Origin of the sequence: Motiliproteus coralliicola, assembly GCF_003345655.1 — a bacterium.
In the GTDB taxonomy this organism is placed as follows: domain Bacteria; phylum Pseudomonadota; class Gammaproteobacteria; order Pseudomonadales; family Balneatricaceae; genus Motiliproteus; species Motiliproteus coralliicola.
In genome coordinates this window covers 35109-61067 of record NZ_QQOH01000004.1, presented here as the reverse complement: position 1 = coordinate 61067, position 25959 = coordinate 35109, and the positions used below count along the sequence as shown (strand labels likewise).

The window sequence follows — 25959 nt, the reverse complement described above, 5'->3', positions numbered from 1 at the left end:
CGGGGATATTGAGTCAGTGGCGATCCCTTAAACGTAGCCTCAAAAGCGCCCTTTGGAAACCAAATTCAGGGGTCCTGATCAGGCTTGCTATTTAATTTGGTCGGCGGGCTTGGCTAAGGCAAAGATAAATATCCGGACTAAACTGACCGTTATAACGATAAGCCAGCGGCTAAGAGGTCGAATGCAATGATGATGAAGCTGGAGCAGAGCAGCTCCGATCGTCTCGGTTTTCTGGTCAGTGGCAAGCTGACCGATAACGATTACAAGAATTTCCTGATACCGCAGGTGCGCCAGGCGCTATTGCATCACGACCGGATCCGGCTGCTGTTTTTACTCGAAGGCTTTCGTGGCTGGGAGTTGCAGGCGGCTTGGGATGATCTGATTTTCGGACTGGAGATCAATCATCGGGTCGAGCGGCTGGCGGTGCTGGGCTCGCAGGAGTGGGAGCGCTGGATGGCGCAACTGGCCAAGCCCTTCACCTACGGCGAGATTCAGTTTTACCAGCTCAACCAGCTTGAGCAGGCGTGGCAGTGGATAGATCAGCAGCCCGCCGTAGTCGGTAACGCAGGCTGAAGGCCAGCGCCGACGTCAGCGTCAAAATCAACAGCGATCCCAAGACTACCCCATTCCATCCCTGGGCTTGCCAGAAGCGGTCCAGGTAGAAGCCCCCGCTGGCGGCTCCCAGGTAATAGCAGACCAGATAGAGCGACGAGGCGCTGGCCCGGGCGTGCTCGGCGTTGCGGTTGACCCAGGCGCTGCAGACCGAGTGGCAGATAAAGAAGCCAAAGCTGCTGACCAGTAATCCCAATACGATGGTCAGCAGCGATTGCTGCAGGGTTAGCAGTGAGCCGAGCATCATGATCAACACCCCGGCCAGCATGCAGTCCGGTTGGCCAAAGCGCTGGCTCAGTTTGCCCGATACCGCCGACCCCAGCGAGCCGCTCAAGTAGGTCAAAAACAGCATCCCCAGCCAGCTGGGTGCCAGCTCGAACGGCGCATCACTGAGTACATAGGTGATGTAGCTGTACTGGTTGGAGAAGATAAAGAAGTTCAAACCACCGATCAGGTAGGCGGTCACCAGCAGCGGATTGCGCAGGTGACCGGCCAGATCGGTCGCCATGGTTTTCGGCCTGAGCGGGCGGGGCTGGAAGTGCTGCGACGGCGGTAGCAGCCAGGCCACCAGCGCCACGCCCAGCAGGCTGAGAACGCCAAGCAGATAGAAGGCGCTGTGCCAGTCGAGCCAATCGGTGACAAAGCCACCCACTAAGCGACCGCTGATGCCGCCCAGCGAATTGGCACTGATATAGAGCCCCACCGCCAACAGCAGCGCCGGGCGCTCGAACTCATCCCCCATGTAGGCGATCGCGATCGCCGGTAACCCGCCCAGCAGCAGTCCCTGCAGCATCCGCAGCGCCAGCAGCGAGTCGTAACCTTGTGTCAGCGGGATCAGCAGGCTCAGGGCACTGGATCCGAACAGGGTCAGCAGCATGATCCGGCGCCTCCCCAGTGCATCAGACAGCGGCCCGTAGACCAGCAGCGACAGGCCCAGGGTCAGCATCGGCAGGGCCAGCGACCAGGTGGCCTGCAGGTCGGTCAGCTCGAACTGAGTCCGCAGCAGCGGAAACAGCGGCTGGGTGATATAGAGGTTGGCGAACACGATAAAGGAGCCCAGGCACAGAGCCAGGGTAGCGCGGGTGAAGGCGGTGGTGCCGGTTTGGATCATGGTGGGCTTCATCGAGTCAGTGGGATAGCGGAGCTCCACTGTAGGTCAATCCAATAAATATCAAAAATATATAATCTCTATAGAATTTATAGCGAGTTGGTATAGTGGTTTAAATTAGCAGAGTTGATTGAGAGCGAGCGATGGACCTACGCAAACTACGTATTTTTGTCGAAGTGGCCCGCCACGGCAGCTTCAGCGGCGCGGCGCGGGCGTTGCCGCTGGCCCAGCCTGCGGTCAGCGTGGCGGTGCAGAAGCTGGAGCAGGAGCTGGACCTGCTGCTGTTTCACCGTCACGACCGCCGCATCAGCCTGACCTCCGAGGGGAAGGTACTGCTGCAGCATGCGCAGCGGATGCTGGAGGACCTGCGTCAGGCCCAACTGGAGATGGATGAGCTCAAGGGGCTGCGCAAGGGTGAGGTTCGGATCGGGATTCCGAGCATGCTCGGTACCTACTATTTCCCCGAGCTGCTGATGGCGTTCAAGCAGCGTTATCCACAGCTCAAGCTATCGGTGGAGGAAGCCGGTGCGCGGGATATCCAGCAGATGATCGATGCCGGCGAGCTGGATATGGGGATAATCGTACGGGAGCAGTTACCGGAGTCGCTGGAAGCCGAGCTGTTCCTGCGCGAGCAGATGGTGGTCTGCCTGCCGCCGGAGCACCCCTTGGCGGCCCAGCCGAGCGTCAGCTTCGAGCAGTTTTTCGCCGAGCCGCTGGTGCTGTTCAAGCCTGGGTATTTTCATCGCGCCTTTATCGATCGATTGGCTCAGCAGACCGAATATCCGATGCAGATCGAGTTTGAAACCAACCTGATTCCATTGATTCGAAAAATCGTCGGCAAGGGATTTGGGATCACCACCTTCCTGGCGATGGTGGCCGAGGGGGATTCGGAGCTGGCGGCACGGCCGTTCAGCGAGCCGGTCTGGCTCGATCTCTGTATCGCCTGGAAACGGGGCGCCTATCTGTCCCATGCCGACCGCAGTTTCGTCGAGTTTTTGCTCGAGCACAGTCGAGTCTGAGCCGATCATCTTGCTGTATTAATAAATTTCAATGCTTGATTGAAAACTTTCAATGCCATTCATGCTGCGACAGCGCTGCATTGATCAATCTTTATGCTATGATTGCCGCCCATTTTTGAAGCAGCCTGCGGATTCTGGATTGAGCCTGGAGCGTACCGCCGGCAGGAAAGTTTGAGGTCGTTGTTGCCATGAGCAAGATTACATCCCTGGACAAGAGCAAGATTAAGTTTCTGCTGCTTGAGGGCGTTCACCAATCCGCCGTCGATACCCTGAAGGCGTCCGGTTACAGCAACATCGATTACCTGACCACCGCACTGCCGGAAGAGGAGCTGATCGAGCGGATCAAAGACGCTCACTTTGTCGGTATCCGTTCCCGGACTCAGCTCAACGAGCGGGTGTTCGAAGCGGCTTCCAAGTTGATGGCGGTGGGTTGTTTCTGTATCGGTACCAACCAGGTTGACCTGAACGCGGCGATCGCCAAGGGTGTGACCGTGTTCAACGCGCCCTACTCCAACACCCGCTCGGTGGCGGAGCTGGTGATTGCCGAAGCGATCATCCTGATGCGCGGTATCGCCGAGAAGAACGCCAAGGCCCACCGTGGGGTCTGGAACAAGTCGGCTTCCAACTCCTATGAAGTTCGTGGCAAGAAGCTGGGCATCATCGGCTACGGTTCGATCGGTTCTCAGCTAAGCGTGATGGCCGAATCCCTGGGTATGGAAGTGATCTTCTACGATACCGTCACCAAGCTGCCGCTGGGTAACGCCAACCAGGTCGGCTCGCTGAAAGAGCTGCTGAACCAAGCCGACATCGTCAGCCTGCACGTGCCGGAAAGCCCGTCGACCAAGAACATGATCGGTCCGCAACAGCTGGAGCAGATGAAGCCGGGCTCGATCCTGATCAACGCTGCCCGCGGTACTGTGATCGAGATCGATGCGCTGTGCGAAACCCTCAAGACCGGTAAGCTGCTGGGCGCGGCGATCGACGTCTTCCCGGTTGAGCCCAAGTCCAACAGCGAAGAGTTCGTCTCGCCGCTGCGTGAGTTCGACAACGTGATCCTGACCCCGCACGTCGGTGGCTCCACCATGGAAGCGCAGGAGAACATCGGTTTCGAAGTGGCCGAGAAGCTGGTCAAGTACTCCGATAACGGCTCCACCATCACCTCGGTCAACTTCCCCGAGGTTGCCCTGCCGGCGCACCCGGACAAGCACCGCCTGCTGCACATCCACGAGAACGTGCCGGGGGTGATGACCGCGATCAACCACGTGTTCTCCGACAACAACATCAACATCTCCGGTCAGTACCTGCAGACCAATGACAAGGTCGGTTACGTGGTGATGGATATCGATGCCGAGCACTCCGATCTCGCGGTCAAACAGCTTAAGCAGGTGCCGGGCACCATCCGCTGCCGAGTGCTGTTCTAACCTCGCTTCTTAAACGGCGACAACACCTCCAAGCCCTGCTGTATAGCGGGGCTTTTTGGTATAGGCTTAGAACCTAAGCTGTTTCTGTATTAGTTCGCTTTAAAGCGCAACTGAAGGGATGGTCTAGATCTCAGCAATGCCGTTTGACGGCATGGGAGATAGGTTGACGGTCGGACGGAATAAACCGATCGGATGTAGTCTGAAGGGATGGCCATGCCTTTATCGATACTGCACCAACGCCTTTCAAACTGGATCCTGGTGGCGATCGCTCTACTGCTGGCCGCCCTTTCCCTGCTATGGCTGATTATCAGCACTGCCTCTGAGCGCCAGGATCAGGACGCCGCCGAACAATACCGGCAGCAGGTCGACTCGGCGTTGAGTTACGAGATCGAGGTGTTAGGTACCCATGCGATGGATGCCGCCTGGTGGGATGAAGCGATCCGGAATCTGGTGCTGCAGCCTGACCCGGACTGGGGCCAGAGTAATATCGGCTCCTATCTGGATGAGGAGTTCGGCATCCAGATCTCGATGGCGATCGATCAGCACGACCGCCTGCTGCAGGGGTTTGTCGATTCAGCACCGATGCCGCATTTTAAGCCCTTTGCCGACAGCCGTTCACTGGCGATATTGATTCAGCAGGCACGGGCCAGTTCGCTTCAGGATCCGGAAGGTTTCGGCGGCTTGATCGAAGTGGCCGGACAGCTCTACGTTGCCGGGGTAGCCCCTTTCACCACCGAGGAGGTCGACGACGACGATGTCCGCAGTGGCGAACTGTTCAGTGTGCTGGTATTTCTAAAGCGCTTTGATGCCGACTATGTCGAAGGTTTCTCTGAGCGTTTCTCGCTGCAACTGACCGGTATCAGACCTGGTGCCGGTGAGAACAGTCTGCCGATGACCACCGTAACGGGCAATAATCTCGGCCACCTGTATTTCTCCCCGCCGACACCGGGTCTGCACCTGATCGACTCGATCCTGCAGCCGGTATTGCTGTTCAGTACGGTACTGGGGGCGATGTTTCTGCTCAACGCCTATTTCAGTTTCCGGACCGCGCAGTTGAATCAGCTGCTGGATCGAGAGCGCAAACAGTTGCAGCAGACCCGATTCGAGCTGGAGATCAACCAGCAGATTATAGGCTCGATCAAGGAGGGGGTGGTCGTGGCCGACGATCAGTATCTGATCACCTACACCAACCCCGCCTTCAGCCGTATTACCGGTTACTCGGACGAAGAAGTGATCGGCAAGCGTGCGCTGATGGATCCGAAGCTCGACGTCAGTAAAGAGCTGTATCAGCAGATGCAGCAGGAGATCGATGAGCAGGGTTACTGGGAGCAGGAGATCAACGCGCAGCGCAAGGATGGTCAGCACTATACCCTGAGTATGTCGGTCAGTCCGCTGATCGATCAGGGGCAGCGCAGCAATGAACTGGTGGGGATCTTCACCGATGTTACCGAGCGTAAACGGCAGGAGCAGTTACTGGAGCAGTTGGCCAATCAGGACACCTTGACCGAGTTGCTGAATCGGCGCAGTTTCAAACAACGGGTCGAGCAGAAGATCGAGCGGGCGGGTCGTCACCCTGATACCCGGCTGGCGTTGCTGTTTATCGATCTTGATCTGTTTAAAGAGGTCAATGACTCCTTCGGCCACGAGATTGGCGATCAGCTGCTGATCGAGATCGCGGGTCGGATTCGGCGCTGTCTGCGGGCTTACGACACCGTTGGCCATACCGGTTTCGAAGAAGCGGCGGATACAACCGGCGCTCTGGTGGGGCGTGTCGGCGGTGATGAGTTTACCGTGGCGATCGATGAGCTGACCGGCCAGCAGGACCTTGAGCGGGTGGTTCAACGCCTGCTAGAACAGATAGAACAACCCCTGGTATTAGCGCGCCAGCAAGTGGCGGTCACCGCCAGTATCGGGGTGGCCATCTTCCCGGAAGACGGGCGCAGCTACGACGACCTGATCCGCCATGCGGATAAGGCGATGTACCGTTCTAAACAGGGCGGGCGAAACCGTTCCTGCTATTACTCTGACCCGGTCTGAGTACCCGCGCCAACAAACCACCGCTGATCCCGTCTAGACTGAGTTTATAGACTGCTTTCTAAGGAACCTGCGAATAAGCGGTTTCTGCAAGTGCTAGACGCTGGCAAGGACTTCTTGGCAGGCTCCTTAACAAGGAGGCGCCTGTGAACGTTATCCGCCCGATCGAGCGGGATGACCTGAGCGCGTTGCTGCGGATTGCAGAGCTCAGCGGGCCAGGCTTCACCTCGTTACCGCTGCATCCGGAACTGCTGGAGCAGCGAATCAACCAATCCATTGCGTCGCTGCAGCTGGCGTCAGGGCGACTCGACGGCGATCACTACCTGTTTGTACTCGAACATGGTGAAACCGGCGAGGTGATTGGCACCACGGCTATCAGTTCTCGGGTCGGGATGCGGGATCCCTGGTATCACTACCGGATCGGCACGGTGGTTCATGCTTCGCGGGAGATGGGAATCCACAACCGCTTCAACACCCTCTATCTGTGCAATGACTACACCGGTCACTCGGAGGTCTGCAGCCTGTTTCTGGACCCCGCCTACCGCCGTGACCGCAATGGCACCTTGCTATCGAAATGCCGGTTTCTGTTTATGGCGCAGTTTCCGGAGCGGTTTGCCGAGCGCGTTATCGCCGAGATGCGCGGTGTCTCCAACGACGCCGGAGGCAGTCCGTTCTGGGAAGGTCTGGGGCGGCACTTCTTCAGCATGGAGTTCTCCGAGGCGGATTACCTGACCGGATTGGGAAATAAGTCGTTTATCGCCGAGTTGATGCCCAAGCACTCGATCTATATTCACCTGCTGCCCGAGAGTGCCCAGCAGGTGATCGGTGAAGTTCATCGCAATACCCGCCCGGCCCGTAAGATGCTGGAGGATGAGGGTTTTCACTTCGAAGGCTACGTCGACATCTTCGATGCCGGACCGACCCTGATCTGTCGGCTCAGCGATATCCGCAGTGTTTGCTACAGTGAGCGGCAGCAGCTGTCCAAGGTGGTGAACAAGTTACCGCCGGGGCAGGCTTGTCTGTTGGCGAACACCCGGCTGCAGGGCTTTCGCTGCATCTTGACCGAGTTGCCCTACTTTCCTGAAGGCCAGTTGCAGCTCAGCCGTATCCAGGCCGAGGCGTTGCAGGTTGAGCCTGGCGATGGGTTACGACTGGTGCCGTTGGCGCTGACCCGTAAGCGCTCCCAGGTTGAATCAGCAGGAGAGCCCCATGAATGAATCGAGTCTGTTTATCGAAGGAGACTGGATCAAGGGTGACGGCGGCTTGGTCACGTCGCTCAATCCGGTCGACAACCGGATCCTGTGGCAGGCCGATGGCGCCAGTACTTCCCAAGTGGATGCCGCCGTCTGGGCCGCTCGCCGGGCATTGCCGCAGTGGCGCCGACTCTCGCTGTCGCAGCGTCTGGAACCGATTCTGCGCTTCCGGGAACTGTTGCAGCAGCATGCTGAGGTGTTGGCGGAGTATATCGGCGAGGAGACCGGTAAACCCTTATGGGAGAGTCGCACCGAAGTGGTGGCCATGATTGGCAAAATCGGCATGAGCATCGACGCTTACCATGAACGATGCCGCAGCTATGAGCGACCCAGCAGTCACTGGAATGAAACGCTTCGTCATCGACCCCACGGGGTGCTGGCGGTTTTCGGACCGTTCAACTTCCCCGCTCACCTGCCCAATGGCCATATCGTACCGGCGTTGATCGCCGGCAATACCCTGGTGTTCAAGCCGAGCGAGTACTGTCCCCGGATCGCCGAACAGCTGGTAGGCCTATGGCATCAAGCCGGCTTGCCCGACGGCGTATTGAACCTGATTCAGGGCGCCGGCAGCGAGGTGGGTCAGGTTCTGGCGCAACATCCCCAGCTCGACGGACTATTGTTCACCGGCAGCGCTGCCACCGGTCAGGCGCTGGCGCAGCAGTTTGCCGACCAGCCCGGCAAGTTGCTGGCCCTGGAACTGGGAGGCAACAACCCGCTGATTATCGACCAGGTATTCGAAGTTCATGCGGCCATACACGACTCTATGGTGTCGGCGTTCCTGACCGCCGGTCAGCGCTGTACCTGTGCCCGGCGCCTGTTGGTTCCGGATGGGGCTTGGGGGGACGATTTTATCAACCGGCTGGGTCGTACTCTGCTGCAGCTGCAGGTGGGAGCGTACGATGCCGAGCCGCAGCCCTTTATGGGGGCGGTGATCTCCAATGCCCAGGCGTTGCGACTGCTGAGTCGCCAGCAACAGCTGCAACAACAGGGGGCTGCGTCCTTGGTGACGATACAGCACCTGGCCTCAGACAGTGGCCTGCTGAGCCCGGGACTGATCGATGTGACCCCGGTACCAGAACCGGGGGATCAGGAGGATTTCGGACCACTGCTGAAGGTGATTCGCTATGAGGATTTCGATCAGGCGCTGATGATAGCCAACGACACCCGCTTCGGTCTGTCGGCGGGCTTGATCAGCGACAGCCGAGAGCGCTACCAACAATTTTATGACCAGATCCGTGCCGGTATCGTCAATTGGAACCGGCCCATCACCGGTGCCGCTGGAGCGATGCCGTTCGGTGGCGTCAAACAGAGCGGAAATCTGCGCCCCAGCGCCTGGTATGCCGCCGACTATTGCGCCTATCCGGTGGCATCGATGGAGGCCGAACAACCGCAGCTGCCGGTCTCGATGATGCCGGGATTAAGCCTCTAGCTTTGTAGGCACGGCTCTGACTACTTAGCGCCGAGGAGGCAGCTGATCATACTCGGGCAGTTCCGCCGCACTGCGGTACCATTCGGCTCTGGAGTTGCAGAAGATATTCTGCGAAGGCCGGATATCCGGAATCTGATCCAGCGTGCCGGCCGGGATCACCACCACCTTGCCGCCTTTGGCGAGCCAGGGCATTGATGAGCCGCAGTTGTTACAGAAACTGGTGGCAAAGTAGCGGCTGTCAGCCGGTTCGTAGCGCCCCAATGACTCGGTGCTGCTGAGCCATTGGAAATCCTCGGGTTTGACGAACAGGTTGGCGGCGTGCGCGCTGCCGGTGAATTTACGGCAGCGTGAGCAGTGGCAGTACTGAAAGATATCCAGATGACCACTGGCTCGATAACGCAGAGTACCGCATAAGCAGCTGCCTTCGATCGGTTGGTTCATCGCCTCAGTTCCTCATCACTGGGGTTATTGGGACAGCAGGGGCTTGAGAACCTGTTGCAAGCGCTCGTTATCCATATGCTGCTGCAGTCCGGCCATGCCCTGCTTGACCTCAGGGTTGGCGAACAGCTCCTGTGCCGCGACCTGTCCCAGAATCCGGAAACTGGCCTGCATCGCCATAGGTCCTTCGTATTTCACCGCATTCTGTAGCTGAGGCAGACAGCGCTCGGTGGTCAGCTGCATAAACAGTCCGGCCACTTCCTGGTTGGCTTGGTCACGCTGATCGGCATTGATCGAGGCCATCGATTGGACCGACGGGTGTAACGCCATGGCGCTGAACATCCAGCGTACCAGGGTCAATTTATCCTGATGGGTGGAGGATTCGACCAGACAGCGTGACAGGTCGTCGGTGTAGATCTGGGCCTGGGCCGTGAGCGGGGCCGAGCAGAGTAGGGTTAGGGCGATTGAGCGAATCAGGTTCATCACAGCATCCTTTTCTGAGTTGAACCTGAAGCTTATACCGAATCGGTCGGAGGGGGTTATCCAGCTCGCCCCCAATTCGTCTTATCCGGCGCGACTACCATTGGGAACCGGGGTCTCCGGCGTGGCCAGACAGGGGGTCAGCTTATCGGCATAACCGATATCAAACAGCATGCCCTGAGAGAGTTGGCCGGCCATCTTGCGCTCGGGAAGATTGACCACAAACAGGGCCTGCTTGCCTTCGATCTCTTTGGGGTTGTCCCGTTCCTGTTTGATGCCGGCCAGAATAGAGCGCTGATGATCGCCGAAGTCGACGGTCAGTTTCATCAGCTTGTCAGATTTGGCGACCTCGGTGACTTCCAGAATGGTACCGACGCGGATATCAAGCTTGTCGAAATCCTCGAAGCTGATCGGTGCTTTGATGGGGGCGGGTTCCAAGGTGGGCTCCTTTGATCTTTGAACTGAAGTTTGTGCGTTGAGAGTTGAGCAATAAAAAAACCCCAGCGGATCGCCCGATGGGGTTTTTGACAGTATTGATTGGCTGGTGTTAAACCGTGGTCAGCCAACCGTGCTTGTCTTCGGCCTTGCCCCACTGGATATCGTTGAGGGTCTGGCGCAGCTTCACGGTAGTCGGGCCAACGCTGCCGCTGCCGACTTTCAACTCTTTACCCTGGTAGATCAGGGTGCCGACCGGGGCGAGTACCGCCGCAGTGCCGGACAGGGCCGCTTCGCAGCCAGGCTTGGCGGCGCGCTCAACCAGTTCGTCGACGCTGAGCTGACGCTCAGAGACTTTCATCCCCAGGTCGCGGGCGATGGTCAGGATCGAGTCGCGGGTCACCCCGTGCAGGAAGCTTTCATCCAGTGCCTTGGTGATGATCTCGTCACCGTCGATCAGCAGGAAGTTGGCCGCACCGGTCTCCTGGACATCGCCGCCGGGCGCGAACAGCACCTGATCGGCCTGGAATTCGGCCCGGGCATTCATGATCGGCTGTAGTGCGCTGGCGTAGTTACCACCACTCTTGACCATGCCCATGTGGGCGGCGCAACGCATGCCGTCGTCTTCGATCAGCAGCCGCAGGCAGGCATCGCCACCGGCGAAGTAGTCGCCAACCGGGGACAGCAGCACATACTGACAGGAGCTGGTGGACGGGGCCGCTGCCTTGCCGATCGCGGCTTCGGTACCGATATGGGTCGGGCGGATATACATCGAACCGGGAGCTGCCGGGACTTCGTCGGCGAAGTGGGCGACGACATCGGTGATCATCTTGGCGGTGGCGTCCGGATCGATTTCCGGCAGCGCCAGCAGACGGCTGCTCTGGGCGAAACGGACGATATTACGATCCATCCGGAAGATCTTGGTGGAGCCGTCCTCGTGCCGGAACGCTTTCAGCCCTTCGAAGCAGGTGCTGGAGTAGTGCAGTACGTGGGCACCGGGGTGTAGTTGAATACTGTCGCTGGAAACCATCTCGGCCTCGCTCCAGCTTGTTCCATCAAACCAGGAGATCGCCATTTTCGGCATGAAAACGGTACCAAATGCAGACATGTAGCTACCTCAATGCAATCGATTATTCTTAAATGGAGCCACATGACTGAGTCGGGATAACCGGTGGGGTGCAGCTTTGGCCGGTGAAACTCGTGGGGCGGGAGCCGCCCGGTGGCGTATTGGATTGATTGTAATCAGCCGCGTGGCAAAAGGGAATCACCGGCTAACCTGTTATCCGGCGTGGTAGCCATCGAGCAACCGCTGCCAGTGGGCGCTATGGTCCTGATTGGGAAAAAGCTTATTGAGTGAGCGCAGTAGTCGGTCCAGATTGCCCTGCTGCCAGCTGGGCTCGGCTGTTCGCAGTCGGCAGCGGTCGAAGTCGATCAGATAGACCCGCTGGTGGCTATCGAGCAGGATATTTCTCAGGTTTAGGTCGACATGATCGAGCCCGGCTCGATGGAAGCGGGCGATGGTACGGCCGACCTCCTGCCAGGGGAAATCCCGTAACGATTGCTGCAGTCGATCAGCCATCGACGCCACATCGGGTAGCCGCTCTGTGATCAGGTCGGCTTGGTAGCTTAAGCCGCGGCGTACGATGGCAGCGGCCACCGGGCGGGGCACCGGCAGGCCCCGGCTGCGAAGCTGGTGGGTTAGCTCGAACTCCTGGTAGGCGCGGGTCTGCTTTAGGCCGCTCCAGAGATAGCGATCTTCACTCAAGCGGGCCGCCATGCCGCCGCGCTTATAGTGGCGCCAGACCAGGTTCAGCTGCAGCTCCGGATGGCACAGGAAGTGGCTTTCACCCCGACCCGGTGCCGAGCCGAGCCAGCCGCCATTGCCGCGCCACCAGTTGAGATCGAACCATGATCGGTTAATATGCTCAACCAGTTCCGGTGCAACCAGCAGCGTAGCTCCAGCCTGTTGAATAACTTGGAAACCCATTCGTGAACCCCAGTACTAACTCCAGTACGACCTGTGCCGATCAGACGTTGAAGATCTCGCCGTTGCTTGGTCGGGCACCGGAATCAATCTGTGTGCTGCGCCTCTCGGCGCTGGGCGATATCTGCAATACCCTGCCGGCAGTTCGAGCGCTGCAGCGACAGTGGCCCGATTGTCGCATAACCTGGATCGTAGGCAAGGTGGAAGCCATGATGCTGGACGGCATCGATGGGGTTGAGTTGCTGGTCTACGACAAACGCAGCGGTTTCAAGGGGATGCTTGAACTTCGAAAGAAGCTCAAAGGGCGTCGCTTTGATCTGTTGCTGCATATGCAGGCGGCGCTGCGGGCCAGCCTGCTGTCACTGTGCATTCCGGCCAGGATCCGCTTGGGGTTCGATGCCGAACGGGCCAAGGATAACCAGCGCTTGTTTACCAACCGCCAAATCGCCCCGAACCCGCGCAAGCACGTACTCGATGGCTTTATGGATTTTATCCGTGCATGCGGCGCCGACGCCGAGTCGCTGGAGTGGCGGATGCCGATTCCCGATCAAGATCGAGAGCAAGCCCGCCGATTGGTCGGTGAGCAGCGCTATCTGGTGATCAGCCCCTGCTCCAGCCAGCGGATCCGTAACTTCCGCAACTGGTCGGTCGAAGGCTATGCTGAAGTGATCGACCATGCCTGGCAACAATATGGACTACGGACGGTACTGAGCGGCGGAAACACCGAGTTGGAGCAGCACTACGGAGAGCGTCTGGGTGAACTTTGCAGTGCGACGCCGATTAACCTGATCGGTAAAACCTCCTTGAAGGAGCTGCTGGCGCTGATCGAAGGGGCCGAGCTGGTGCTGGGTCCAGATTCGGGACCGATGCATATGGGAACCGCCACCGGTACCCCTGCGCTGGGGCTCTATGCCAGCTCCAACCCGGATCGGACAGGCCCTTACCTGAGCCGACAGTGGGTGGTGAACGCCTACCCGGCGCAGGTTCAGAAAGCGTTCGGCTGCGAGGTGGATTCGATCAGCTGGGGCAAACGGGTACGCGAACCCGATGTGATGGACAGTATTCAGGTTTCCGAGGTGACAGCGATGATGGACCGTCTACTGGCGGAGCGTTCCGCTTGAGTCGGTTGATCTATCAGCTGCTGCTGGCACTGGCGGCACCGTTGCTGCTGTGGTTGGGAAGAAAACAGGATCCGGCCCGTTGGCGTGAGCGCCTGGGTCGCTACCCAGGCGAGCTGCCGCAGCGGCCGATCTGGCTCCATGCCGCCTCTTTCGGCGAGGCCAAAGCGGCCGGAGTGTTGATCGATGCGATCCGTAGCGCCGGCTATACAGGTCCTTGGTTGGTGACTACCACTACCGCCACGGGTGCCGAGGAGATCGGCAAGACTCTCCACCCTGGAGATCGTCATCTCTATGCGCCGCTGGATAGCAAAGCGGTGGTCAAGCGGGCGTTGGATCAGATCCAACCGCAGCTCCTGTTAGTGATGGAGGTGGAAATCTGGCCCAACCTCTGGGCTGAGTGTGCCCGGCAACAGGTACCGGTGGTGCTGGCCAACGCACGCTTATCCGAGTCCTCGATGCGAAGCTATCAGCGCTATCTACCGGCGTTATGGCGCTCAACCCTAGCCAAGGCCAGCCTGATTCTGGCGCAGGATGAGAACATCGCCAGCCGTTTCTCAACCCTCGGCGTTGCTGAACAGCAACTGCGGCTGGGAGGGAATCTCAAGTACGCTCAACCCCTGCCCTCGGACATTACCCGGCAAGGTGAAGCTATACGCCAGATACTGGGGACTAAGCGACCGGTGTGGCTGGCGGCAAGCACCCACGATGGCGAAGAGGCGATCGCGCTGGAATGCCACCGACAGTTGCTGGCGCAGCAGCCCGATGCCTTGCTGGTGTTGGTGCCGCGTCACCCGCAGCGGTTTGAGACGGTGGCGCAACTGTGCCGACAGTCGGGACTCAGTTGGCAGCGGCGTAGCGATTCGAAGCAAGAGCCGGTAGCCGATGACTGCCAACTCTATCTGGCCGACAGTCTGGGAGAGCTGCTGCCGTTCTATGCCGCTGCTGATCTGTGCTGGGTTGCCGGCAGCTTTGTCGATGTTGGCGGACACAATATCTTGGAGCCCGCCAGTTGCGGCTGTCCGATGCTGGTTGGGCCCGATATGCGTAATTTTGAGACCATCAATCGCCAGTTTGTTGAAGCCGGTGGCTTGATTCAGGTTGATGATCAAGCGGCATTGGCCGAGCAAGTGGTTCGGTTGATGCCAGATAGCGAAGCGAGAGCCCGGTTGGCCGAGTCGGCTCGACAGCGATTGCAGGGCTATCAAGATGTCGCGCTAAAGCAGGCCGAAGCGGTGCTGGATTCATTAAAACAGTCCGCTCCTTAGTCAAATCCGGTTCTATGATAGAATCACGCCCATTTACTCGGCCTAGCGATAGGGGCCGGGCTATCTCATTCAGTTAATTGAGAAATCAGATTGAGAACCAATAGAGAACTGCTGGGTCGTCTGATGACCTATGTGCGGCCGCACTGGGGCAAATTTGTCATTGCGATCATAGCGATGGTGGTGGTTGCCAGTACTGAACCGGCGGTGGCGGCGATGATGCAGCCGCTGATTGATGGGACCTTTATCGACAAGGATCCCGATGCCATAGTGATGGTGCCGCTGACCTTCGTTGGCTTGTTCTTCGTCCGTGGTGTGGCTCGAGTGGTAGCGACGCTGGGGGTGACCGCAGTGGCGACCCAGGTAGTGATGCAGTTGCGTATAGAGCTGTTCAGCCATATTCAGAAGTTGCCGCAGTCCTATATGGACGCCAATACCACCGGCAAGCTGCTTTCGAAGGTGACCTACGATGTGGAGCAGTTATCATCGACCGCCAGCAAGGTCTGGCTGATACTGGTTCGAGATTCCTTGATTATCATCGGTCTGCTGGGTTATCTGTTCTATCTTAACTGGCGTTTGGCTATGTTGATTTTGATCGTCGCGCCCGTCATCGCGGTAATCATCAAGCTGGTCAGCAAGAGGATGCGTAAATCCAGTCGGCTACTACAGGAAAACATGGGCCATTTGACCCATCGATTGGAAGAAAATATTAGGGGCAACCGGCTGGTAAAGCTGTTTCTGGCCGAATCCCAAGAAGAGGCCAAATTCTATCCGGTGGTTAACCAATTGCGCCAGAACACCCTGAAACTGGTGGTGATCGGTGCTGCCAACTCGCCGGTGGTGCAATTTGTGATCGCCATCGCTCTGGCCAGCGTGATCTATTTTGCCGCTACTCAGGAAGGGGATTCGGCGATGTCGCCGGGCGAATTTGTTGCCTTCTTTACCGCGATGGGGATGCTGTTTGCGCCGATGCGCTCGCTGACCAGCGTCAACGCACCTTTCCAGAAAGGGATGGCGGCGGCCGAGACCCTGTTCACTCTGTTGGATCATCCGACCGAACCGGACAGCGGCGATGAACTGAAGCAGCCGTTCAGCGGTCGGATTTCGATTCAGGGTCTGAACTTTCGTTATGCGCCCGAACTGGATCCGGTGCTCAAGGGGATTAACGTTGAGCTGAATCCGGGCGAGACCTTGGCGCTGGTGGGGGGCTCCGGCAGTGGTAAATCGACCCTGACTCAGCTGTTGACTCGTTTCTACCAGCCCGAGTCGGGCCAGATCCTGTTCGACGGTGTCGATATCCAGACGTTGAAACTCAGTAGCTTGCGTAGTCAGATCGCCTATGTGGATCAGGATGTGTTCCTGTTTAACGAAAGTGTGGCCGACAATGTTGCCTTTGGCGATCCCAAGGGGGCCGATCTGAATAGGGTCAGGGAAGCGCTCAAGCATGCCCACGCCGAAGAGTTTGTCGATAAGTTGGACGGCGGCATTCAAGCCCCGATCGGTGAGCAGGGCAGCCTGCTGTCCGGAGGACAACGCCAGCGTCTGGCGTTGGCGCGGGCCTTCTACAAGGATGCACCGCTGCTGATTCTTGATGAAGCCACCTCGGCACTGGACAATGAGTCGGAGCGCCAGGTTCAGGCGGCACTGAAAGAACTCTGTGAAGGGCGCACAACGATTATCATTGCCCACCGACTCTCGACCATCGAGCATGCCGATCGAATTCTGGTGATGAAAGAGGGTGAAGTAAAAGAGATGGGAACCCACCAGCAGTTGCTGGAAAAAGGTGGCATCTATCGCCAGCTGTATCGGGAGATGCACTGATGGGGCGTAGGTGGACCCGGGAGCGGAGAATAAAGAACCCAACTCTCAAGAATTTGCTGGGACCTCGATTCTGGTTGCTCTGGCTGGGGCTGGGCCTGTTGCGGTTGTTGATCATGCTACCATTTCCAATCCAGTTGGCTATCGGCCGGGTGGCTGGGAGGCTGCTGTACCATCTGGCACCGAAGCGAGTCAGCGTGGCGCGACGCAATATCGAACACTGTTTCCCCGAACAAAGCGCTAAGCAGCATGAACAACTGACCCGCCAGCATTTCGAAGCCCTGGGGATAGCGCTATTTGAAACTGGTCTTAGCTGGTGGGGGAGTGATCGTAAAATCGCGCCGCTACTAAGAGAGATCAACGGGTTGGAACATCTGCAAGCGGCTCAGGCTGAGGGCAAGGGTGTGATCCTGCTTTGCGCGCACTTTACTGATCTGGAGATCGCTTCGCGAATGCTGCTCCCTCATGCCAGCTTCGCCGCAGTCTACCGACAGATGAACAATCCGCTACTGGAATATGTCACTGCCGCAGGCCGTAATCTGCACACCGAAGAGGCGATACCTAAAGACAATATCAAGCGGATGATAAAGCTGCTTCGTAGCGGACGTACCATCTGGTTTGCTTCGGACCAAAGCTATAAGAAAAAAAACAGTGCCTTGATTGATTTCTTTGGTCAGCCTGCTCGGACCGCGACAGTGGTTCCTATGATTAGTCGGGCAGGTAAGGCTTTAGTGATACCTTTTAATATCGCTCGAGTTGGGAATGGCTACCGTATTGACATCCTAGCGCCTTGGGATAGATACCCTTCCGGTGATGATATCGCAGATACCAGGCGCTATAACCAAGTGATTGAAGAGCAAATAAAGCAGGTTCCTGAGCAATACCTTTGGGCACACAAACGCTTCAAAGGTACTCCTGGATTTAAATACTGATACAGGAATCGAACTGCGGCTTTCAATGGCAGCTTCAACAAAATCCTACTGCTGAAGGATAAGTACATGAACCGAATTACCGGCATCATTATTACACTTAACGAAGAAGACAATATTGCTGAGTGCATAAAAGGCATTTCATCATTTTGTGACGACATTATAGTTGTGGACTCTTTGAGCAAAGATAAAACGGTTCAAATTGCGGAGGAGATGGGGGCACGGGTTTACCTTCAGAAGTACTTGGGGGATGGGCCCCAAAGAATCTATGGTGCACAGTTTGCAAAAAATGACTGGATTCTCTCGATTGATGCGGATGAAAGACCTGAGGCGGATATGTTGGAGGCTATTGCAAACCTTAAGCTCGATGACCCCTCTACTGCCTATGCATTCAGACGTAAAAGCTATGTTGGAAATCACTGGATTAAAGCCGCAGGCTTTTATCCCGATTACGTTACTCGCCTCTATAATCGGACAACTTCGCATTACCTCGATCGTAAATCGCATTCAAAAGTTATAGCGCCAAAGACTACGAAGCTTGATTCTCATATCTACCATTTGACTTACGAAAGTTATGCTCACTGGTTGCAGCGGCTGGATTGGTTTACAACAAGAGATGCTTGGGCCTTGTACGAAAGGGGCGTAAAACCATCCAATATTAAACCAGTAACCAGTTGCATTGGTGCTTTTATTCGGAAAATGATCATTAAGGGTGGTATTTTCCAAGGCTTGGATGGAATGACGGTAACTCTGACCTCCATGATGCGGGCGTATATGAAATACATTAAGCTCAACGAGTTACATGAAGAAAAAGCAGCAAATCAAAGAGACTGATTATTTTTCGTGAAAAGGAAAATCAAGGTATCTGAAAAATATAAGTCTGATTCAATGTTGATTGATATTGCTAGAAATATCGATCAACATTTTATTGGATCTAAAGTTAATTTCTTAAAGGATGATCATTCAACTTCAGTCATAAAAATTGAAGTTGATGGAAAGAACTTTATTGCTAGAAGGGATAATCCGGGAAGTTGGCTAAGGTTTACACGGCGATTATTTAAAAAAAGCCGATCCATGAAAACATGGAATAAAGCTCATTGGTTGAATAAGAATGAACTTAAAACCATCATTCCTTGTGCAGTGGTTGAAGACTATATATTTTTTATAAGAGCTAGTTCTTTTATCATAACTGAATGTATAGATGGAGATACGTTTAAGTCTTATCTTGCTGATCCTGCTGTATCCACAGATAGCAAATTTCAGATGTCATCTCGCGTGATTTCGTTAATTAATCACTGGCACTCTATTGGCATTAACCATGGCGATCCAAAAGGACCAAATATTATTGTCGATAATGATGATGTGATTCTTATCGATATTGAAGATGCAACCGCTTCGAGAACAAAATTAAGAAAGAGAAGAGCTTTTGCAAAAGACTGGGCTATCGTACTTCATAATTTACAGCGTTATGAAGAGCTTAGAAAAAATGCGCAGAATCAAATATTGACCATCTTTGATGGTGATCCGGACTATTTTAGCAAGCTCCTGGTAAAAAAATCTTTAATTCAAGAGCACTCTCTTGTTAGTCAGTCGTTTAATGAGGTGTTTCCAGCGAATGAGATAGATGCGGTCATTAGCGGGTCGAATCTCCCAGATAACTGGAGCGAAGTTACTAAAACGGGTGAGTTTATACATCTTTCCCATGATAATAATGATATTCACCTAATATCCTCTTCAGAGGGCTTTATCAAAGCTCCTTCAAATGTGAAAGGGGTTTTCTCGCTAGCTCTGGCCCTTAGGGTTTGTGGTATAGATCAGACTAGGATTCTAGATGGTGGATATAAGGGCGACAAAGAGTATTTAATTTATTCAACAGCTCAAACAGAAACTGTTGAAACAGTGTTGAAACGGCTTGTAGAGAATTCAGATCAACAAGTAGAACTTATTACTAGGCTCGGAGAAGTACTCGGAAGACTTCATCTCAGAGGCTTTATACACGGCAATCTTTGTCTATCCGATATTTGTGTCAGTAGTGCTGAAGATGGTAATGCTCCCTTGATTTTTGTAACAAGAAATACAAAGTGGTATGGGAAACGGATAAAAGACAAAATATCAGCTGATCTCTCTGATATTCATCAGCAGCTGAGTTCTAGATCTAATTGTCATCTTCTGACGCCTTTCAAAGAAGCATATAATCAGACTTTTTATGCAGATTAAGTTTGAAATTCTTTTCCTCTAGGTATTAGGTTGGGCTGGGTTAATTAATGCATATAGAGTTGACTGAAGATTTATATTTATCTGAAGGAAATGAGAGAGTTTCTTATATACATCCAATGGATAGTTCTAAGATTATAAAAATCGAGAAGAAAGGAAATAAATCAAGACATCAAAATGACTTAGATTATTTTTACTTCAAGCTTTTAGAGAAAAAAAGGGTAGATCTTTCTCATATAACTAGTTGTTATGGTTGGGTTGAAACAAATTTTGGAAAAGGTGTTGTTTTCGATAGGGTATCAAATTATGACAACAGTAAAGAGCTTACTCTTGAAGATGTTATAAAAGAAGGCGCACTTCCTAAGTGCGAGTTGGAGATATTGTTAGATACGCTAAAAAACTATCTTGTAGATAACAAGATACTATTTGTTGATGTGTCATTAAAGAATGTTTTATTGAAAAAAGAAGCGGAAGATAAAAATAAGCTAATTATTGTAGACGGTCTTGGTGCAAGAAGATTTGGTCTTAAGTTTTTTCTACAAAGAAATATTGAGACGCTTTTAATAAATAAGACTAATAAGCAGTGGAATAAGTTAATGAGGACATATAAAAAGTTAAGTAGATTATAATAAGTGAGATAATAGAGTCAGTTCTCATGAATAAGATTTTGCATATAAATCTATCCAGTGCCTTCGGCGGCGGAGAGAGACAGACCGCCAACCTGATCAGTTTTCTGAGCCGGCAGCCTGGTATAGAGCAGGTACTGATTACCCGGCCAGGCAATCCCCTGGCTGAGCTTGGTGAACAATATGGTTGTAGGGTTGTAGAAGCCAAGAATCAGCTTCAAAGACATTTCTCATCAGTATCTCGAGGCGTTGATCTGGTGCATTGCCACGATGGCCGGGCGGTGTATTGGGGCTTGTTGCACCGTTGGCTGACGGGCACACCTTATCTCATCAGTCGTCGAGTCGAACATCCGATCAGCGCCAAGCGATCATCACGTTGGGCCTATCAGAATGCCGAGAAGATCATCTGCTTAAGTCGAGCAATCCGATCCCAGGTGGCTAAGGTGGCGGCGATCGATAAAACGGTGATCATTCCTTCGGCTTGCTTTCCCGTTCCTAGCGATCCCGAGAAGTCGGCAGCGATTCGAGCCCGCTATCCGGGTAAGCGGCTGATTGGTCAGATAGGGGCTCTGATCGATCTTAAAGGTCAGCGTTATACGCTGGAGGTGGCAAAGCAGCTTCGACACAGTCATCCAGAGGTTCATTTTTTATTCTTGGGCTCTGGGCCGAATCTAGAAGAGTTGAAACATCTATCGGCGGGATTAAGTAATGTAGAGTTTGTAGGGCAGATCCAAAATGTGGGTGACTACCTTGCTTGCTTTGAGTTGCTGCTGATGCCATCGCTGATGGAGGGGTTTGGGTCGACAATTCTTGAAGCCATGCACCATGGTGTGGCGGTGATTGCGTCAGAGGTGGGCGGAATTCCTGATATTATTCAAAACCAGTCTAATGGGTTGTTGGTACCGCCAGCGGATAGCCAAGCACTAGAGGATGCTGTCGTTCGCCTATTGGAGCAACCTACCGAACGTGAACAGATCGCCGAGCGTGGTCGTCAGACGGTAGAAGCGTATCATCCGGATGTTGTGTTTAATCAGTGCTGGGCGCTATACCGGGATCTGCTAGGCCTCTGAGGATGACTGATCTGATCGCCGTCTAATATGGCTCAGCCAGCCTGCCAGAGCTACCACCAACGTTACCAGGAAGATGGTCGTAATATTGTGGCTGAGCATCGCCTGGGTCAAACCGAAGTCTATATAGCCGAACACCAGCAACAGCCCTGCTGTAGCCAGTTGTAGATCAGTGGATCGCATTCGATAGAAGAACCTCAACAGCAGGCTGTAGAACAACAGTAGCGCAGCCAAGCCGATAAGCCCGAGTTCGGCTAAGGTGTTCATCACTTCGTTATGGGCATGCCCGTAGCCTATATTATTTGCGACCAGCTTCTGCTTGATTAACTGCTTAACGCTATTGCGATATTCCCCCTCACCGACGCCAAAGGCTGGTGATTGTTGGAACATAATCCCGGCAGCTCGCCACATCTCAAGCCGGGTGCCTGCTGAGCCTTTAATATGATTGTCTTCGGAGAAATAGCCGATGGTATCGTTCACAGCCCTATCCACTTTCAGCTTAACTAGTTGGTTACTTTGATAGATTCCGATGGTCGCAACGATAAAACCGGCATAGAGACCAAAGCGTAACGGTTTAAATTCAATGGCTTCACGCATAATCAGCCATAGCATAATCGGAATCGCAATCCAGCCCCCTCGAGTGCCAGAGGTAATAGAACCCATAACCCCAAATCCGAAAGCGATTATCGATAACAGGATCAATAGCTTATGGCGCGAATGCCCAGGTTGCGGTTTGATGCAGTAGGTCAGCGACAATACACCAAGCATCAATGAAAGATCACCGAAAGAGATTTTGTGCACATGGCCGTTGGCGACAATGTGGTTCAGAATATATTTTTGATAGTAGCCAAAGCAGCCCGCCCCTATCGCACCGATAAATAGTCCGGCGTAGAACCAGCGTTTTGAAGCGCCAAAGCGTCGGACGGCAAAGAAGATCGGTAGCACCAGCAAAAATCTGGAGGCGATATCAAAATCGGCCAGGTCGGTATTTTGATGCACCAGCATATTGATCAGCACCGCTAGTGGGTAGATACACATGGTGACTAGTAGCAGTTTCTCATCCTGATTCAGCTTAATGCCGCGGTTATGGCGGGTCAGCAGCATGGATATCGACAGTAACAGCATCAGTAAAGCAACGGCGCCGATCGATCGATCCACCACCAACAACAGGGCTGATAACAGCATCAGTGCAAGGTTAAAGCCTTGGGAGAGTACAGCGTGCATGGCAACTTCTTCTGGATCGCTTAATTCGGATTAGAGGGGATACAGCTAAGGACCTGGTCCACGCTGACATCCACCAGGGAGTGGCTTTCCGGCAGCTCTCGAATCGCCAGTAGACTGTCATCCCCGCCCAGGTCGGCCCGCAGGATATCGGCGTTACGGGTGAGCGGCGGGGTGTATTCGGGAGTGGTGGTCCGGTAGATCGCGATCAGGTGGCAACCCACGGCGGCGGCGATATGCATCAGGCCTGAGTCGTTGCTGATCGCGTGTTGTGCCAGGGCTAGCAGGTCCACGGCGTCCTCGAGCTGGGTTTCGCCGCACAGGTTAAGCAGCTCGCAGTTGGCCTGTTGCTGAATCGCATCGGCCACCGCTCTATCTTTGGGGGAGCCCAGGCACGAGAGTTGATAGCCCTGCTTGGCCAATTGATCGGCTGCTTGCGCCCAGTACTCCGCCGGCCACTGCTTGGCGGGCCCAAATTCAGCCCCGGGCAGCAGGGCTACCACGGGTTTGCTCAGATCCAGCTGATGCTGATCGATCAATCGTTGCTGGTTCTTCTTATCGACGGTGAGTTGCGGATCGATAATTGTGGGTGGATCCAAACTTGGCTTGTCTCCCAACGCGACCATTCGCTGTACCGCCAGTGGTAGGCGTTCCTTGTCGAGCAGGCGCATGTCGTTGATGACGCCGTAGCGCATCTCGCCGCGATATCCCCTACGCTCGGGTACTTCTGCGATCCAGGGTAACAGGGCGGCTTTAAATGAGCGTGGGATCACGATGCTGTGGCTGTACTGACGTTTGACCAGCCCCAGCCCCAACTGCCAGCGTTTCTTCAGCCCCAGCTCGCCGTGCTTCACATCCAGTGCGATAGCATTCTCCACTTCCGGCATCCGTGCCAGGATCGGTAATGACCAGCCCGGCGCCACCACATCGATGGTGCAGCTTGGCTGTTGCTGCTTCAGGTGCTTGAACAGGCTTTGGCACATCACCATATCACCGACCCAGGAGGGGCCGACGATCAGCCAACGTTTAGACATGGTGGAAAATCCTGTGTGATCTGGGGTAGTGGGTTGATTCCGCGTGCATCGATCAGGCCTGGTGCAGCCACTTCATATATTCGGCAACGCCCTGCTGTACGGTCTTGAACGGCTCGTCGTATCCCAGTGCCCGCAGCTTGCTGATGTCAGCCTGGGTGAAGCTCTGGTAGGAGCCCTTCAGGTGATCCGGAAACTCGATAAATTCGATCTGGCCCTTACCGTGGTAGGCGATGACCGAATCGGCGACATCCTTGAACGACTGGCTGCGACCGGTACCGAGATTAAAGATGCCGGAGTGCTCCGGGTGGTCCATAAACCACAGGTTGACGTTGACCACGTCGCCGACAAAAACAAAATCCCGTTTCTGACCACCAGCTTCATAACCGTCGTAGGCACCGAACAGTTTTGGATCTTCGCCTCGCTGGATCTGGCAGTGATTGTGGTAAGCCACGCTGGCCATGCTGCCCTTGTGTTGCTCGCGGGGGCCGTAAACGTTGAAGTAGCGGAAGCCGACGACCTGCGAACTGGGCTGCTGCGGCAGAATCCGACGCACGTACTGGTCAAACTGCCACTTGGAATAGCCGTAGACGTTGATTGGTCCTTCGCAGGCCAGCTCTTCGCGGAAGATCTCGCCCTTACCATAGGTTGCCGCTGAAGAGGCGTACAGAAACGGGATCTCGCGCTCCAGGCAGTAGTGCAACAACACTTTGGAGTACTCGTAGTTGTTCTCCATCATGTATTTGCCGTTCCACTCGGTGGTTGCCGAACAGGCCCCTTCGTGGAAAATCGCCTCGATCGGCCCCAAGGCTTCCCCGGCCTGTAGTCGGGCCAGGAAGTCGTCTTTGTCGAGATAGTCGCTGATCTGGCAATCCTGAAGGTTCCAGAACTTATGTCCGTCGGTCAGGTCATCGACCACCAGAATATCGGTGATGCCCCGATCATTCAGGCCTTTGACGATGTTACTGCCGATCATGCCGGCGCCGCCGGTTACGATAATCATGAACCTTGATTCTCCTCGGTGGTACGGATCCGGCGGACGATATTGGTGGTGGAGCAGCCGTCTAGGAAGCCCAGAATAATGACCTCGCCGCCGTTGCGGATCACCGCCTCGCCGCCGGCGACATCTTCGGCCTTGTAGTCGCCGCCTTTGACCAGGATATCCGGCAACAGCTCTTTGATCAGTTCGGCAGGAGTGTCATCGACCGAATCTTTGCCGAACGGAACCACCCAGTCCACGCTGCCGAGCCCGGATAGTACTGCCATACGCTGTTCCAGTGGGTTGATCGGCCGCTCCGGCCCTTTCAGTCGCTCGACCGAGTCGTCGGAGTTGACGGCGACGATCAGCTTATCGCCCAGCGAACGGGCCTGTTCCAGATACTGCACGTGACCGGCGTGGAGGATGTCGAAGCAGCCGTTGGTCATCACGACCTTTTCGCCGCGGGCGCGGGCGGTCTGAATCTGTTTTTGCAATGCATGGACGCTGAGGATGCCGGTCTCTTCGACCGCCTCGCCCAGTACCGCCCGGTTGAGCTCCTCGGCACTGAGGGTGGCGGTGCCTAGCTTGGCGACCACGATGCCGGCGGCCAGGTTGGCCAGACGGGTGGCGTCTTCGATCGTTTCACCGGCGGCGAGAGAGGCGGCCAGGGTGCCGATCACGGTATCGCCGGCGCCGGTGACATCGTAGACCTCCTGCGCCAGGGTCGGGATATGCAGTTCCTGATCAGATTGGATCAGGGCCATACCGCGTTCGCTGCGGGTCACCAGCAGGGCATCCAGCTCACAGGCCGTGCGCAGACTATGAGCGCGCTCAACCAGCTCGCTATCGTCATGCCACCAGCCGACCACCGCGGCAAATTCTGACTCGTTGGGGGTGATCAGGGTAGCCCCGGTATAGCGGCTGAAGTCGGTGCCTTTCGGGTCGACCAACACCTGCTTGCCGGCGGCACGGGCGCGGGAGATCATCGCCCGGATCTCATCCAGACAGCCTTTTCCGTAATCGGAGAACACCACCGTATCGCAGTCTCGTAGGCAGTGGTCAAAACGACTCAACAGATGGGCGTGATCGTAATCTTCGAAACCATCTTCGAAATCGAGTCGGATCAGCTGCTGGTTGCGGCTCATGACTCGCAGTTTGGTGATGGTATCCGAACCTTCGACCTCTTCGAACTCGCACTGAACACCGGCTTCATTGAGCTGTAACCGCAGACTATCGGCGGCTTCGTCTTTACCGACCAGCGATAGCAGGGTGGCATTGCCTCCCAGGGCGACAATATTCAGTGCTACGTTGCCGGCACCGCCGGGGCGGCCTTCGTGATCTTTGATGTGGACCACCGGCACCGGTGCTTCCGGCGAAATGCGACCGGTTTGTCCGTGCCAGTAACGATCGAGCATCAGGTCGCCCACCACCAGAACGCGGGCGCTGGAAAAGTCCGGAGTAAAGAGCTGCATGGATTG

General features: G+C 55.2%; 24 protein-coding genes. 14 read left to right on the top strand and 10 right to left on the bottom strand.

The genetic code is table 11. The features are described from left to right. Positions 1–186 precede the first annotated feature (186 nt). Positions 187–573: a SpoIIAA family protein gene (locus tag DV711_RS14195; RefSeq protein ID WP_114696383.1), complete on the top strand. Its 387-nt coding sequence runs from the start codon at positions 187–189 to the stop codon at positions 571–573. Here the strand turns inward: DV711_RS14195 and DV711_RS14190 are convergent. Continuing rightward, complete coding sequence (locus tag DV711_RS14190; RefSeq protein ID WP_341537595.1) at positions 506–1762, bottom strand: MFS transporter; 1257 nt, start codon at positions 1760–1762, stop codon at positions 506–508. The genes DV711_RS14195 and DV711_RS14190 overlap by 68 nt on opposite strands. Positions 1763–1863: 101 nt before the next feature. Here DV711_RS14190 and DV711_RS14185 point away from each other — a divergent pair, with 101 nt between their 5' ends. The 5 genes from DV711_RS14185 (at position 1864) to astD (ending at position 8876) form a co-directional block, all read left to right on the top strand. Further along, on the top strand, positions 1864–2739 hold the full coding sequence (locus DV711_RS14185; protein ID WP_114696382.1) for a LysR family transcriptional regulator: 876 nt from the start codon (positions 1864–1866) through the stop codon (positions 2737–2739). 188 nt (positions 2740–2927) lie between these two features. Beyond that, the gene (serA, locus tag DV711_RS14180) at positions 2928–4160 is read left to right on the top strand and encodes a phosphoglycerate dehydrogenase (RefSeq protein WP_114696381.1); all 1233 of its coding nucleotides are present in this window, start codon (positions 2928–2930) and stop codon (positions 4158–4160) included. Between the two features lie 213 nt (positions 4161–4373). Beyond that, on the top strand, positions 4374–6197 hold the full coding sequence (locus tag DV711_RS14175; RefSeq protein WP_165840127.1) for a sensor domain-containing diguanylate cyclase: 1824 nt from the start codon (positions 4374–4376) through the stop codon (positions 6195–6197). Between the two features lie 143 nt (positions 6198–6340). After that, on the top strand, positions 6341–7411 hold the full coding sequence (gene astA, locus DV711_RS14170) for an arginine N-succinyltransferase (RefSeq protein ID WP_114696379.1): 1071 nt from the start codon (positions 6341–6343) through the stop codon (positions 7409–7411). Continuing rightward, entirely contained in the window at positions 7404–8876 is a 1473-nt protein-coding gene (gene astD / locus DV711_RS14165) for a succinylglutamate-semialdehyde dehydrogenase (protein WP_114696378.1), read from the top strand. The genes astA and astD overlap by 8 nt, the downstream gene beginning before the upstream one ends. Positions 8877–8900: 24 nt before the next feature. On the opposite strand, the gene DV711_RS14160 is transcribed toward astD, so the two are convergent. The 5 genes from DV711_RS14160 to DV711_RS14140 all read right to left on the bottom strand — a co-directional run bounded on the left by DV711_RS14160 (position 8901) and on the right by DV711_RS14140 (position 12216). Beyond that, complete coding sequence (locus tag DV711_RS14160; protein WP_114696377.1) at positions 8901–9317, bottom strand: GFA family protein; 417 nt, start codon at positions 9315–9317, stop codon at positions 8901–8903. Positions 9318–9341: 24 nt separating this feature from the next. Then, positions 9342–9797 carry a hypothetical protein gene (locus DV711_RS14155; protein ID WP_114696376.1) on the bottom strand — a complete coding sequence of 152 codons (456 nt, stop codon included), beginning with the start codon at positions 9795–9797 and terminating at the stop codon, positions 9342–9344. An 81-nt stretch (positions 9798–9878) separates the two neighbouring features. Beyond that, positions 9879–10232 carry a tRNA-binding protein gene (locus tag DV711_RS14150; protein WP_114696375.1) on the bottom strand — a complete coding sequence of 118 codons (354 nt, stop codon included), beginning with the start codon at positions 10230–10232 and terminating at the stop codon, positions 9879–9881. A gap of 109 nt (positions 10233–10341) precedes the next feature. Then, a complete protein-coding gene (locus DV711_RS14145) occupies positions 10342–11337 on the bottom strand; it encodes a branched-chain amino acid aminotransferase (protein ID WP_114696374.1) in 996 nt (331 codons plus the stop codon). Positions 11338–11508: 171 nt separating this feature from the next. Then, positions 11509–12216, bottom strand: a complete 708-nt coding sequence (locus DV711_RS14140) for a 3-deoxy-D-manno-octulosonic acid kinase (RefSeq protein ID WP_114696373.1) — start codon at positions 12214–12216, stop codon at positions 11509–11511. 2 nt (positions 12217–12218) lie between these two features. Between DV711_RS14140 and DV711_RS14135 the strand changes: the two genes are divergently transcribed. The 8 genes from DV711_RS14135 to DV711_RS14100 all read left to right on the top strand — a co-directional run bounded on the left by DV711_RS14135 (position 12219) and on the right by DV711_RS14100 (position 21253). Beyond that, positions 12219–13334, top strand: coding sequence for a glycosyltransferase family 9 protein (locus DV711_RS14135; RefSeq protein ID WP_341537594.1), 1116 nt, complete (start codon positions 12219–12221; stop codon positions 13332–13334). Next, positions 13331–14599, top strand: coding sequence for a 3-deoxy-D-manno-octulosonic acid transferase (locus DV711_RS14130; protein ID WP_165840126.1), 1269 nt, complete (start codon positions 13331–13333; stop codon positions 14597–14599). Before DV711_RS14135 ends, DV711_RS14130 begins: the two co-directional genes overlap by 4 nt. Positions 14600–14689: 90 nt before the next feature. Then, positions 14690–16417 carry a lipid A export permease/ATP-binding protein MsbA gene (gene msbA, locus DV711_RS14125; RefSeq protein ID WP_114696371.1) on the top strand — a complete coding sequence of 576 codons (1728 nt, stop codon included), beginning with the start codon at positions 14690–14692 and terminating at the stop codon, positions 16415–16417. After that, on the top strand, positions 16417–17346 hold the full coding sequence (gene lpxL, locus DV711_RS14120) for an LpxL/LpxP family Kdo(2)-lipid IV(A) lauroyl/palmitoleoyl acyltransferase (protein ID WP_114696370.1): 930 nt from the start codon (positions 16417–16419) through the stop codon (positions 17344–17346). Before msbA ends, lpxL begins: the two co-directional genes overlap by 1 nt. A 66-nt stretch (positions 17347–17412) precedes the next feature. Then, on the top strand, positions 17413–18177 hold the full coding sequence (locus DV711_RS14115; protein WP_114696369.1) for a glycosyltransferase family 2 protein: 765 nt from the start codon (positions 17413–17415) through the stop codon (positions 18175–18177). A 9-nt stretch (positions 18178–18186) separates the two neighbouring features. Beyond that, positions 18187–19560, top strand: coding sequence for a lipopolysaccharide kinase InaA family protein (locus tag DV711_RS14110; RefSeq protein ID WP_133297465.1), 1374 nt, complete (start codon positions 18187–18189; stop codon positions 19558–19560). Positions 19561–19607: 47 nt separating this feature from the next. Then, positions 19608–20186 carry a YrbL family protein gene (locus DV711_RS14105; protein WP_114696367.1) on the top strand — a complete coding sequence of 193 codons (579 nt, stop codon included), beginning with the start codon at positions 19608–19610 and terminating at the stop codon, positions 20184–20186. A gap of 26 nt (positions 20187–20212) precedes the next feature. Then, positions 20213–21253 carry a glycosyltransferase family 4 protein gene (locus tag DV711_RS14100; RefSeq protein WP_114696366.1) on the top strand — a complete coding sequence of 347 codons (1041 nt, stop codon included), beginning with the start codon at positions 20213–20215 and terminating at the stop codon, positions 21251–21253. Here the strand turns inward: DV711_RS14100 and DV711_RS14095 are convergent. The 4 genes from DV711_RS14095 to hldE all read right to left on the bottom strand — a co-directional run bounded on the left by DV711_RS14095 (position 21242) and on the right by hldE (position 25953). After that, positions 21242–22354, bottom strand: coding sequence for an O-antigen ligase family protein (locus DV711_RS14095; RefSeq protein ID WP_165840124.1), 1113 nt, complete (start codon positions 22352–22354; stop codon positions 21242–21244). The genes DV711_RS14100 and DV711_RS14095 overlap by 12 nt on opposite strands. A 140-nt stretch (positions 22355–22494) precedes the next feature. After that, positions 22495–23505 (bottom strand): lipopolysaccharide heptosyltransferase II, encoded by a 1011-nt coding sequence (gene waaF / locus DV711_RS14090; RefSeq protein WP_114696364.1) that lies wholly within the window; start codon positions 23503–23505, stop codon positions 22495–22497. Between the two features lie 52 nt (positions 23506–23557). Continuing rightward, the gene (gene rfaD / locus DV711_RS14085; RefSeq protein WP_114696363.1) at positions 23558–24505 is read right to left on the bottom strand and encodes an ADP-glyceromanno-heptose 6-epimerase; all 948 of its coding nucleotides are present in this window, start codon (positions 24503–24505) and stop codon (positions 23558–23560) included. Further along, complete coding sequence (gene hldE / locus DV711_RS14080; RefSeq protein WP_114696362.1) at positions 24502–25953, bottom strand: bifunctional D-glycero-beta-D-manno-heptose-7-phosphate kinase/D-glycero-beta-D-manno-heptose 1-phosphate adenylyltransferase HldE; 1452 nt, start codon at positions 25951–25953, stop codon at positions 24502–24504. The genes rfaD and hldE overlap by 4 nt, the downstream gene beginning before the upstream one ends. Positions 25954–25959 lie beyond the last annotated feature (6 nt).